Below are 13,034 nucleotides of genomic sequence, written 5' to 3' on the forward strand. Positions count from 1 at the left end.
CAGTTCTTTTAGAATGACAGGTTAAGACCAAGAATATAGTTGCGGGTAGATGGCGTGTTGAAACCAACAGTCAATACACGGTTAGGGATGGCAAAGCCACTGGTTGCCGTGTTTTCGTTACCCATTGAGTTTGTTTCAGGATCCAGGCCAGATTCTTTGTGGAATGGTGAGAAGAAAACAAACGGGTTTTGTGCCGTGAAATACATCCGCAAACGGATATTGTCGTTCTGGATGATGCTGCGGTTGAAATCGTATCCCAGTGTGATGGTGCGGATCTTTGCAAACGAGCCATCGAAGTAAGCCAGTGTGCTGGCATATTTGGGGTTGTCGCCGCTGATGATGCCACCGGGCTTGGGATATTTGGCATCGGTGTTCTCTGGAGTCCAGTAGTCCACATCGATGTTATTTCTGCGGCCACTCAGCAGGTTCAGGTAGCCGTTCGGTCCGTGAATGGTGCTTACCAGTACGCCACCGCTTCTGAACACGCCAACAACGCCCAGGTCAAAACCTTTGTAAGCAACGCGGGTGTTAAAGCCGCCCTGGAAATCAGGATCTACGTTCATCACCTGGCGGTCGGCAGGACTGATCGCTCTTTTTGGTGTGCCGTCAGGATTGTACTCGCCGGTGTATTCTACTTTGATCATGCCCACGTTGCCGCCTGGCTCCAGGATAGCGCGGTGTTCGTCTTTATCCTGCCACAGGCCTACGCGTTTGTAGTCGTAGATGGCGTTGATGTTTTTACCAACAAACCACCAGTTGGCTTCGTCACGGGTAGCACCAGATGCAAGGGCTTTCAGTTTGTTGCGGTTGGCGTAAACGTTGAAACCTACATCCCAGGTCCAGCCGTTTACATCATTCAATACGTTGCCATTGAGGCTAAATTCAACGCCTTTGTTTTGGATCTCACCCACGTTTTGCACAATGCTTCCTACACCCGATGTTGAAGGGAGGCTAACACTTTGCAGTACGCCTTCGGTGTTGGTGATGTAATATTCCAACGAACCGGAGAGGCGATTTTTCAGCAGGGAAAAGTCAACACCAAAGTTGTAGGTCTGCGAGTATTCCCATCCCAAACCTGGGTTAGGAATTTGCGATACAAAATACCCGGTGCTGTAAGTGGTCGGTCCAAAGTTGTAGGGGCGGGTAGACAATAAACCCAGTGTGGAATAAACAGGAACCGCCTGGTTAGAGGTTTGTCCGTAGCCGGCACGCAGCTTCAGGCTGTTGATGGCGGTAATGTTTTCCATAAAGCGTTCTTTGGCAATGTTCCAACCAACTGAAAGGGCTGGATAAGTGTGCCATTTGTTGCCCGGTGCCAACCTTGAAGAACCATCTGAACGAACGGTTGCAGAGATCATGTAACGGTTGTCATAAGCATACATCACACGACCCATCATCGACATCAAACCCCACAACTGGTATTGTTGCAGCGCTGGATCAATGGTGATCTGGCCGGCAGCCTGGCCCAGGTTGTAGAATTGGAAGGCATCAGCAGGAATGTCACGGGCGGCCATGTTCGACCGGGTGAATTTTTGCTGCTCTGCAGAGTACAATGCAACGGCATTTACCGAATGTTTGCCTGCAAATACACGGTCGTAGGTCAGCAGGTTTTCAACAGTCCAGTGGTAAGTATAGCGGTTATCAACCGATGCACCAGAAGGTGTATTGGGGTTGAGGGCATCGCCTACGCCAGCGCCGGTGTACGAACCATTGTTTGATTGTGTGTAGTTCAAACCCACGTTGGCGCGGTATTTCAAGCCTTTTACATAAGGAATCTGCACCTCGCCATAAATAGAGTTGTACGATGCAAAACCGCGGGTTTCGTTCAGCCACTGGCTGTTGTCGCGCAGGTTTTCCAATACGTCTTTGGTGTACACATACTGGTTGTCGGCAATCATACGAATGCCGCGACGCAGGCTGCCATCCTCGTTGTATGGGCTGGAGATCGGCGTCATGCTCAGTGTGTTGTACAGGCCCACCTGGTTGCCTTCGCTTTGGTTGTAGTTGTTGTTGGTAGTAAAGCCAAAACGAAATGCTTTACCTACTTGCTGGTCCAGCGATCCGCGCAGCGAATAACGCTTGTATTGCTGCGTTGGGATAACGCCCTGGTTTTGATAATAGCCGCCACCAAAATTGTAGTTGCCACCATCCGTAGCGCCGGAAAGGCTGATGTTGTGATCGGTTACAAAACCATTGCGGTAAAACAGGTCCTGCCAGTCGGTGTTGATGTTGTCGGCTTCATCCTGTCCGTTTACATATTGGCCGGCTGCTTTGCGCAGGGCCGTAAATTTAGGCCCGTCCATCATGGGGTACTGTGCAAAAACAGTTTGCACACCATGGTATGCGTTGTAAGCAATGCGGGGTTTGCGGCCTCTTGCACCTTTATCGGTAGTAACCAAAATAACGCCGTTGGCGCCACGCGAACCGTAAATCGCTGTTGCAGATGCATCTTTCAACACATCCACGCTGCGGATGTCGTTGGGGTTGATGTCGGCCAGCGAACCCATGAACGGAATACCATCCAGTACAATCAACGGATCGTTGCTGCCAGTGAGGGAGCGGGTACCGCGGATGCGGATCTGCATGGTAGCACCGGGCCGGGTGGAGGTTTGCGAAATGTCGACACCAGCCATGCGGCCTTGCAGGGCCTGGGTAATGTTGGGAGAAGGCACATCACGCACCGCGTTGCCGCTGATGGTAGCTACCGAACCGGTAACCGCCTCTTTGCGTTGAGTGCCATAACCTACCACTACCACTTCGTTCATGTTCACCGCAACTGCCTGCAGTGAAACAAGCATTTGTCCGGCCGTAATAGTGGCCTCGGTAGTGCCGTAGCCCACTGCGGAAAACACAAGGGTTTGTGCATTACCGGGTACGGAAAGCGAGAAACTACCATCGGCAGCGGTTTGCGTACCCGTGGTAGTACCTTTAGCTGTAACTGAAACACCGGCCAAACCGGTAGTGTCGCCTTGTTCGGTTACTTTTCCCGAAACAACTCTGTTTTGTGCCGCGGATTGCAAACCCGCACAGAACACAAAGCAAAGCGCAATCAATAGCTGTTGCAGGCTTTTTTTAGCCATACTTTTCATAAGCGTTTTTTTAAAAACAGTGAAGAGAGCATCGTTCAATAACCGGCATTTAATTTTTTCGGTTATACGTATTCGGTAGGTCAGGAAAAAATGAGGGACAGGTTTAGAAGAGCAAGCCCGGTATCATTATTATAAAGGCGATTGTTGTTAGTAAAGTGGCAGCGGGATTTTTTGGTGCGGGGTCAGCATGCTTTTTTTCCGTTCGGTAAGGAAAGCGAAAAGGCATGTGCCGCAAATGGGAAGTATGCATTTCACAGACATATTCAATCGTTAATAACGGGGATGGAGTATCCTCCGCCTCGGCTAATATCGGACAGTTTTTCAATTATGCAACCGATTGCATAAAAAATTTTTTTTTACACCGTTTCAGTCTATATTTATCCAGTATTTACAAGTGCAACCGATTGCAACAAAAAGCCATATAACTCAGCAGCTCCGCTGAATTCTTTGGCTGCCACCAAGCCATCAACATGGAAAAAGAGGTTACTATTTATGATCTGGCGGAACTGCTTAAAATTTCCCCTGCAACAGTCAGCCGCGGACTGCAGGATCATCCGGCCATCAGTAAAAAAACAAAGAAGCGCATTTTTGATCTGGCCGAACAAATTGGTTACCGCACCAATCGTTTTGCACGCAACCTGCGCAGCCGGCAGTCGCACACATTGGGTGTGATCGTGCAACGGCTCGATAGCAACTTTATCAGCACCGTGATTGCCGGAATGGAAGACACTGCAGCCAGTTATGGTTACCGCCTTATTATATGCCAGTCGTCGGAGCAGGCACAGAAAGAAAAAGCAAACGCCACTGCTTTGCTTGAAAGTAGGGTTGATGGCTTAATGGCATCACTCGCATTCGACACCGAAGACCTGTCGCATTTTGATGCGTTTTTACAAAAGAAAATTCCACTCATATTTTTCGACCGCGTGATGGAGCACCAGGGTTGTACCCGAGTGCAGATCGACAACCGGAAAGCAGCCTACGATGCTACCCGCCACATGCTGGAGCAGGGTTGCCGGCACATTGTGCATGTAACGGCGCCACTCAAACAAAATGTGTACGTGGAGCGGCTGGAAGGTTATAAGCAGGCATTGGCCGAAGCGGGTCTGCCTTTTAGCCAGGACGATGTATTGATTGGCAACCTACGGCAGGAAGACGGCCGCAATGCAGCAGCAGCCATATTGCAAATGGACCCGCTGCCCGACGGTATTTTTTTTACCAACGATAACTGTGCGGCTGCCTGCGTGGTAGCATTGAAGGCTGCAGGTGTGCGGATACCTGAAGATATCGCGGTAGTTGGTTTTAACAACGATCCTGTTAGCACGGTGGTAGAACCCAACCTCACCACCATCGATTATCCGGGTTATGAAATGGGCACCGTTGCGGCACGCAACCTGATCCAGCATCTTTCCGGTGATGGCAGTATTGCTGCTACCAATACCATTTTGTTGCATTCGGCACTGGTGGTGCGTGGCTCGTCGTTGCGGAAGAAAGGTGAAGAGCCACAAAAAAAATTGTAAACAGTTTAAGTGCAATACAGCGGGTGTAATAGTTAGCAGCCCGTTATTTCAAAACGAAATTTCCTGCAGGAATGAAAAAATTATTCAGCTTAGTTTTTTGTCTGGTTGCCCTGGCGGCCCACAGCGAGGACGGTTATCGATTATGGCTTCGGTACGATAAAGTGGCAAACGCAACGCTCTTGCAGCAGTACCGCAGCGCTGTTTCCGGTGTCTATTTCCCAACTGCATCACCGGTGCTGGCCGCTGCAAAAGAGGAGCTGACCAACGGCCTGAACGGGCTGTTGCAAAAAAAGATGGCCTCACAGGCAGGCATGGCCGCAAATTCGCTAGTGGTGGGAACGCCAAAGTCACTCCCGGCAATTGCATCCATGAAGCTGAAAGGTTTGCAAAATTTAGGTGCCGAAGGTTTTGTCATTCAAACAACAACCAGCGGTGGTAAAAAAGTAACTGTAATTACTGCCAATGAAGATGCCGGTGTTTTATATGGCGTGTTTCATTACCTGCGCCTGTTGCAAACAGGTGCCAACATCAACAACCTTTCCATTGTTTCAGCACCAAAGCTGCAGCGCCGTATTTTAAACCATTGGGATAACTTGGATCGTACTGTTGAACGCGGCTACGCTGGTTTTTCCCTGTGGGATTGGCACCGCCTGCCCGGATATATTGATCCGCGCTATAAGGATTATGCACGGGCAAATGCCTCCATTGGTATCAATGGCACTGTATTAACCAACGTAAATGCGAACGCATTGGTGCTGACGCCTGCTTACCTGAAAAAAGTAGCAGCGCTGGCCGATGTTTTTCGGCCCTATGGCATCCGAGTTTACTTGACGGCACGCTTCAGTGCGCCGGTGGAAATTGGTGGTTTGAAGACCGCAGACCCGCTGGATCCGCAAGTGCAGCAATGGTGGAAAGACAAAACAAAAGAAGTTTACAGCTACATTCCCGATTTTGGCGGCTACCTGGTAAAAGCCAACTCCGAAGGCCAACCCGGCCCGCAGAACTACGGCCGCAACCATGCCGATGGTGCCAACCTACTGGCCGACGCCGTTGCACCGCATGGCGGTATTGTGATGTGGCGTGCATTTGTGTACAGCAACGAAACGCCTGAAGACCGCATCAAACAAGCGTATTCAGAATTCAAGCCATTAGATGGTTCCTTCCGCGACAATGTGTTGGTCCAGGTAAAAAATGGAGCACTCGATTTCCAACCCCGCGAACCTTTTCATCCGCTGTTTGGTGCGATGCCCAAAACACCGATGATGATGGAGTTCCAGATGACACAGGAGTACCTGGGTCAGGCAACGCATTTGGTTTACCAAGGCCCATTGTATAAAGAAATACTCGATGCTGATACGTATGCAAAAGGAAAAGGTTCTACCGTTGCCAAAGTGATCGACGGCACACTGGACAATCATCGTGTTTCGGGTATTGCAGGTGTAACCAACATTGGTAACGATCGCAACTGGACCGGCCACTTGTTTGGTCAATCCAACTGGTACCTGTTTGGCCGCCTGGCATGGGATCACCAGCTTACTGCTGCCACCATTGCCGATGAGTGGACGCGTCAAACTTTTTCGAACAACGCTGCCGTGGTGCGGCCCATCAACAACATGCTCATGTCGTCGCACCAAACGATGGTGGATTATATGACGCCGTTGGGGCTGGCACACATAATGGGTTATGGGCACCATTATGGTCCTGCGCCGTGGTGGGATAAAGCACCCCGCGCCGATTGGAACCCGGTTTATTTTCATAAAGCCGATAAACAGGGAATTGGTTTTGATCGCACCAAAAGCGGCAGCAATGCACTGGAGCAATATGCGCCGGAGCTGCAGCAACTGTGGGGCAACCGCGCTACCGTTCCCAACGACCTGCTGCTTTGGTTTCACCACGTAGGTTGGAAAGAACAATTGAATACCGGCCGTACGCTGTGGGATGAATTGTGCTACCGTTACAACAAAGGTGTGGCCGAAGTGCGGGACATGCAAAAGACATGGACGACAATGAAAAACCAAATAGACCCCGAACGATTTGAACATGTGCGGATGTTGCTGGCTGTGCAGGAAGAGGAAGCAGTATGGTGGCGCGATGCCTGCCTGCTGTATTTCCAGACATTCTCCGGAATGCCTATTCCTGCACAGTACGAGCAACCAGCAAAAACATTGGAGTATTACAAAAGCCTGAAGTTTCCGTACGCACCGGGCAATGGGTAAGCGTTAGTTATTTAAATGCAACACAATACTTATCAGTAGATCTTTTATAAAAACCACGGAGCCTTAACCAACAAGAGTAACGCAAGATATAAACCGTGTTACTACCTGCTCCAACTGGCTCCGTGGTTCAAACAAATAAGATATTAATAATTCAGTGCAGCAAACGGCTGTACACTATTCTGTTTTATGAAAACAAGTACAACGAAAACGGTTGTTGTAACCGGTGGTGGATCGGGCATAGGGTTGGCCATAGCGCAAAAATTTGTAGCAGCAGGTTGGCAAACTATTATTGTTGGTCGCGATGCGCAAAAGCTGGCTGCAGCGAAAGAAGGCATGGGCGAACTGTGCCAAACGATTTCCGCCGATTTAAGCGACCTCACCGCAATCCCGGAGCTAGTGAAAAGCTTGGGAGAACAATTTGGACCCATTGATGCCTTGGTGAACAATGCCGGCATCAATATGAAAAAAGAATTTCTGGATGTAACCGATACAGATTTTCAAACAATATTGACCACGAATGTGTCGGCTGTTTTTACACTGTCCCGCGAAGTGGTGAAACTCATGCTGCAGCAAGGCGGTGGTTCCATCATCAATATATCTTCGATGGCTTCGCAATACGGCATTCCAAAAGTAATTGCATACACCGCATCAAAATCGGCTATTGAAGGCATGACCCGCGCTATGGCGGTTGAACTTTCGCCGAAAGGCATTCGCGTCAATTGCATTGCACCTGGTTTTATTGCTACAGATATGTCGGCAAAAGCCCTGAACAATGATCCTGAACGCAAAGCAAAAGTGATGGGCCGCACACCGATGGGTGTGATGGGCAAACCGTCCGACATTGGCGAAGCGGCGCTGTTCCTGGCATCTGATGCAGCAGGCTACATCACAGGTGTGGTGCTGCCTGTAGACGGTGGCAACTCCATCGGGTTTTAATCGTTAGTGCAAAATTTTCGTCAATACAGCCAAAACTCCTGCAAAAATCAACAGGCATGAAGACAACCGTATTGCTGTTCATATTTATGGTGGGTGCCGCCTCTGTTGGGGCACAGGAATTTTTGGCGGATAAAGCGGGCAAAGATGTGTTTCCGGTGGTTGCATCGGGGCGCAGTGCCACTATTTTGGTGGATGCACAAGACCACGAATTGGTGCAAAAGGCTGCGCAACTTTTGCAAAAAGACATTGCCGCAGTTAGTGGCGTACAACCTGCATTGGTCAACAAAACAAGCGCAGGTGCAAAGAACATCATACTGGTAGGTGCGCTGGATAAATCCCTTTTGCTGCAGCAACTGGTACAGCAAAAAAAGATCAACCTGGCAGCGCTAAAAGGTAAATGGGAAGGCTACCACATACAAATGGTGCAACAACCTTTTTCCGGTGTGGAAAGTGCACTGGTAATAGCCGGTGCCGACCGCCGTGGTGCCGCGTATGGCTTGTTTGAATTATCGAAGCAAATGGGTGTTTCGCCCTGGTATTACTGGGCCGATGTACCTGCAAAAAATCGTACTGAAATTTTTGTAAAAGGGGGCCCGTTTACCGATGCGCCAAAAGTAAAGTACCGTGGTATTTTTATCAACGATGAAGCGCCTGCGCTTTCTTCCTGGAGCAAAGAACAATTTGGTGGCTTCAACCATAAATTTTACGAAAAGGTTTTTGAATTGGTGTTGCGGCTCAAAGGCAACTACCTGTGGCCCGCTATGTGGGGCAGCGCATTTTACGACGATGATCCAAAGAACATTGAAGTGGCCGATGCATACGGCGTGGTGATTGGTACATCGCACCACGAGCCGCTGATGCGGGCACACGATGAGTGGCGCCGCTTTGGACAAGGCAAATGGAACTACGATAGCAACGCGGTAAAGCTGCAGGAGTTTTGGCGCGGCGGCATGGAGCGTGCCACCAACGAAAAAATTGTCAGCGTGGGCATGCGTGGCGACGGCGATGAGCCCATGAGCCGCGAGACCGCAACAGCACTGCTGGAGCGGATTGTAGCCGACCAGCGCAAGATCATTGCTGATGTAACGGGCAAGCCTGCCTCGCAAACGCCACAACTATGGGCGTTGTATAAAGAAGTGCAAGACTATTATGACAAGGGCATGCGGGTACCGGATGATGTGACCTTGTTGTTGGCTGATGATAACTGGGGCAACCTGCGCAAGCTGCCAAAGCTTGATGAAAAGAAACGCAGCGGCGGCTATGGTATTTACTACCACTTCGATTATGTGGGCGGTCCGCGCAACTACAAATGGCTCAACACAAACAATCTTTCCCGCGTGTGGGAGCAAATGCACCTGGCATGGGAATACGGTGCCCGCCAGATCTGGATCGTGAATGTGGGCGACATCAAGCCAATGGAATTGCCCACTTCGTTTTTCCTCGATTATGCATGGAACCCGGAAAAATGGAACCAGGAAAATTTATTGAGTTACTATACATCGTGGGCTGCGCAAAATTTTGGCAATACACAGTCAGCAGCCATTGGTAAACTGTTGCGGCAGTATGCACAGATCAGTGCCCGCCGCAAACCTGAGTTGCTGGATGCGGCTACTTACAGCCTGCAAAACTATGGCGAGTGGGAAAGGGTAGTGGCCGAATGGACAACGCTGTTGCAACAAAGCGAAGCGGTGGAGCAGGCATTGCCAGCAGCCTACCGCGATGCATATTTCCAATTGGTGCAGCACCCCATTAAAGCAATGGCCAACCTGCACCAGATGTATCATGCCGTGGCACTCAATCGTTTTTATGCCGAGCAAAATAAGTCGGCAGCCAACGCATTTGCCGACAAGGCAAAAGAATATTACATCAACGACTCGTTGATCACGCTGCATTATCATAAAGGCATTTCGGGTGGCAAATGGAATGGCATGATGAGCCAAACACATATTGGCTACACGTACTGGCAACAGCCCGAAGTAAACAAAATGCCCGAAGTAAAATATGTAACCAACGGCACCGCCGCCACTCCTGTTGTTGCTGCAGATGCCATTACAACATCTGCGAAAAACCTGGTGCCTGCTGGTGTAAAAGGCCCCGTGTTTTACGAACAAAATGGCGTGGTGTCAATAGAGGCCGCCAATTGGACGAAAGCTGTTGGGGCCAACGGCATGCAGTGGGGCGTAGTTCCTGATATTGGCCGCACGGGTTCGGGCGTCACTACATTCCCGGTAACCAAATGGGGTCAGCATGGCGCTAACAACGCTACGGTATCCTACGATTTTTACAGCAGCAGTTCGGGCGAAGTAACCGTACATCTTTATTTTTCGCCAACGCTCAATTTCCACAACAAGGAAGAAGGATTAGAATTTGCCGTATCGGTGGATGGTGCAACGCCACAAGTCATTTCGTTGAACAAAGAAGATAAAAACAGCATCAGTGGTATCTGGAACAAGTGGGTAAGCGACAATGTTATCGTCAAACGTGCTACATTTAAGGTTGAAAACGCGGGTAAGCATACTGTTAGTTATGCTGCTATTGCGCCGGGTGTAGTATTGCAAAAGTTGGTGATTGACTTTGGCGGATTGAAACCTTCTTATCTGGGACCTCAGGAAACGATTGTACACAATAAATAACCATATAGTATGAAGAAGTCATACATGCTTTTGTCTGTAGCCTGCGCCGGCATTTTAGCGACGGGTTGCAGCAGTTCAAAACAGGCAACCACTACTGCCGGAACACCATCGCTGAAAGAAGTATTTAAAAAAGAATTTGTCATTGGAACGGCGCTCAATGCCGACCAGATCGAAGGTAAAGATGCAGGTGCAGCCGCATTGGTGCCGCAGCAGTTCAATGCCATCACACCTGAGAACATCATGAAGGCCGAAGTGATGCATCCCGAATGGGGCCGCTACAATTTTGACCTGGCCGATAAACTGGTTGAATACGGTAAAAAAAATAACATCCAGATCAATGCGCATACACTGATCTGGCACAGCCAGTTGCCGCCATTTATGCGCCGCATGAAAAGCGCCGATTCGGTTCGGATGTTTATGACCGAACATATCAACACCATTGCCGGCCGCTACGATGGTAAAGTATATTCGTGGGATGTGGTAAACGAAGCGCTGGAAGAAGACGGCACCATGCGTAAATCGGTTTTCCTCAACACACTCGGTGAAGATTTTGTGGTAGAAGCATTCCGCCTCGCACAAAAAGCTTCGCCCAATTCAAAGCTCTATTACAACGACTATAACATCGAAGAACCGAAGAAACGTGCAGGTGCCATTCGCCTGATCAAAAAGATCCAGGCAGCAGGCGTACGCATCGATGGCGTTGGCATCCAGGGCCACTGGCGTGCTTACGATGTGCCGTTGAAAAACATTGAAGAAAGCATACAGGAATTTTCGGCACTGGGCATCCAGGTGGCGTTTACCGAACTGGATCTGGGTGTGCTGCCTAACCCTTGGGATGGCAACATTGCCGATGTAAACCGCACTGCGGCCAACAGCGAACGTATGAATCCGTATGCAGCTGGATTACCCGATTCAATGCAGGCAAATTTGACCAAGGGATATGAAGACCTGTTCCGCCTGTTCCTGAAATACCAGGATAAGATTGAACGCGTAACTTTCTGGGGTGTAAACGACGGCCAATCTTGGCTGAACGACTGGCCCATCCGCGGACGTACCAACTACCCGCTGCTGTTCGATCGCAACTTCAAACCCAAGCCCGCATTTTACAGTGTTATTGCTACCAAAACCGGTGCAACCGCTGCCGGTCAGAAAGCATTTTAATTTAACCAATACTAACAAAACAAAACAGTGATGAACAGTAGTTCACAAAAACTATCCGTCCTTGAGAAAGTAGGTTATAGCCTCGGTGATCTGGCGGCCAACCTGGTGTTTCAAACACTGGTTACCTGGATCGCTTATTACTACCTCAACATCTATGGTTTAAAGCCCGAAAATGCATCGCTATTGACGCTGGTAGTAGGCTTGGTAGCGGCTTTTGCATTCAACCCGATCATGGGTGCTATTGCCGATAGGACCAGGTCGCGGTGGGGTAAGTTCAGGCCGTGGATTTTGTGGACTGCTGTGCCACTCGGCATAGTATCGCTGCTGGCATTTCGTACGCCTGATTTCTCATACGCCGGCAAAGTGATGTATGCCATTGTTACGTATGCATTGCTGCTCCTGTTGTATGCCGCAAACAACCTGCCTTATTCTGCATTGAGCGGTGTGATCACCGGCGATATGAAAGAACGCAACAGCATTGGTGCTTACCGTTTTGTTGCCGTGATGTTTGCACAGTTTTTTGTGCAGGTGTTCATGTACAACTTCATCATCAAAGCAGGCGGCGGTACCAGCATTGAAGCAAAAGCGATTGGTATCTCTAAAGTAATGACGGTGTTGTCCATCATCGGCACCATCATGTTGATCATCTGCTTCCTGACAACAAGGGAGCGGATCGTTCCAAAGCCGGAGCAGAAATCAAGTTTGAAGGAAGACTTGTCCGACCTGTTTCGCAACAAGCCTTGGGTGATCATGTTGGTGGTAACTACACTGGTGTTCATCACGCTGGCAATGAAGGGTGGGTCTTATGTGTACTATTTTGAAAACTATGTAGACAAAGCCGAACTCGGTGCATTTTTACAACCGTTCAAAGCTTTCCTGCCCGAGTTTGAAAATGATACTTCGTTGGGATTGGGTGTGTTTAACGGTGGCGGTATATTGGTAGGTCTTGTGGGCATCATGATCTCGCAATGGTTTGCCAACAAATACGGAAAGCGCAACACCTTCATGGCGTCGCTGTTTATCTCAACTTTATTCCTCGTGTTCTTTTATTTCTTTCCGCCAAAATCCATCGGACTCATTTTTGGAACGCAGGTGCTGCACGGGTTTTTCTACGGCATCAGTACCCCTATTTTGTGGACGATGATTGCCGACGTTGCCGACTTTAGCGAATGGAAAAACAACCGCCGTGCAACGGCCATTATTTTCTCGGCCATGATGGTGGGATTAAAGGCTGGCCTGAGCATCGGTAGCTCGCTGGTGTCGTGGATCTTGGGTGCTTACAACTATGTTGCCGACTCCACCGTGGGACAATCTGACTCCGCGATACATGGCACCAAAATGCTGATCTCCGTGTTTCCATCCATTCCGTTTTTTGTAGCGGTGGGCCTCCTGGCCTTTTATGAAATAAACAAGCAAAAAGAACTGCAGATTGAACGCGACCTGGCAGAACGCCGCGCTGCTTAATCTTCATTTTTTCATTCT

7 protein-coding genes are annotated in these 13,034 nt (G+C 49.4%); 6 read left to right on the top strand and 1 reads right to left on the bottom strand.

What is annotated here, in order from left to right; translation table 11 throughout:
- Window positions 1-8: 8 nt before the first annotated feature.
- On the bottom strand, window positions 9-3,089 hold the full coding sequence (locus tag EPD17_RS10405; protein WP_204743128.1) for a SusC/RagA family TonB-linked outer membrane protein: 3,081 nt from the start codon (window positions 3,087-3,089) through the stop codon (window positions 9-11).
- A 470-nt stretch (window positions 3,090-3,559) separates the two neighbouring features.
- On the opposite strand from EPD17_RS10405, the gene EPD17_RS10410 reads away from it, so the two are divergent.
- The 6 genes from EPD17_RS10410 (at window position 3,560) to EPD17_RS10435 (ending at window position 13,016) form a co-directional block, all read left to right on the top strand.
- The gene (locus EPD17_RS10410) at window positions 3,560-4,606 is read left to right on the top strand and encodes a LacI family DNA-binding transcriptional regulator (protein ID WP_132053982.1); all 1,047 of its coding nucleotides are present in this window, start codon (window positions 3,560-3,562) and stop codon (window positions 4,604-4,606) included.
- 71 nt (window positions 4,607-4,677) lie between these two features.
- Window positions 4,678-6,822 (top strand): alpha-glucuronidase family glycosyl hydrolase, encoded by a 2,145-nt coding sequence (locus EPD17_RS10415; protein WP_132053984.1) that lies wholly within the window; start codon window positions 4,678-4,680, stop codon window positions 6,820-6,822.
- A gap of 186 nt (window positions 6,823-7,008) precedes the next feature.
- Window positions 7,009-7,758, top strand: coding sequence for an SDR family NAD(P)-dependent oxidoreductase (locus EPD17_RS10420; protein WP_132053986.1), 750 nt, complete (start codon window positions 7,009-7,011; stop codon window positions 7,756-7,758).
- 56 nt (window positions 7,759-7,814) lie between these two features.
- Window positions 7,815-10,391, top strand: coding sequence for a glycosyl hydrolase 115 family protein (locus EPD17_RS10425; RefSeq protein WP_132053988.1), 2,577 nt, complete (start codon window positions 7,815-7,817; stop codon window positions 10,389-10,391).
- A gap of 9 nt (window positions 10,392-10,400) precedes the next feature.
- Window positions 10,401-11,552, top strand: a complete 1,152-nt coding sequence (locus tag EPD17_RS10430; RefSeq protein ID WP_132053990.1) for an endo-1,4-beta-xylanase — start codon at window positions 10,401-10,403, stop codon at window positions 11,550-11,552.
- 30 nt (window positions 11,553-11,582) lie between these two features.
- Window positions 11,583-13,016, top strand: coding sequence for an MFS transporter (locus EPD17_RS10435; RefSeq protein ID WP_132053992.1), 1,434 nt, complete (start codon window positions 11,583-11,585; stop codon window positions 13,014-13,016).
- The last annotated feature ends 18 nt before the right edge of the window (window positions 13,017-13,034 follow it).

Origin of the sequence: Pseudocnuella soli, from assembly GCF_004347775.1 — a bacterium.
GTDB lineage: Bacteria > Bacteroidota > Bacteroidia > Chitinophagales > Chitinophagaceae > Flavisolibacter > Flavisolibacter aquaticus.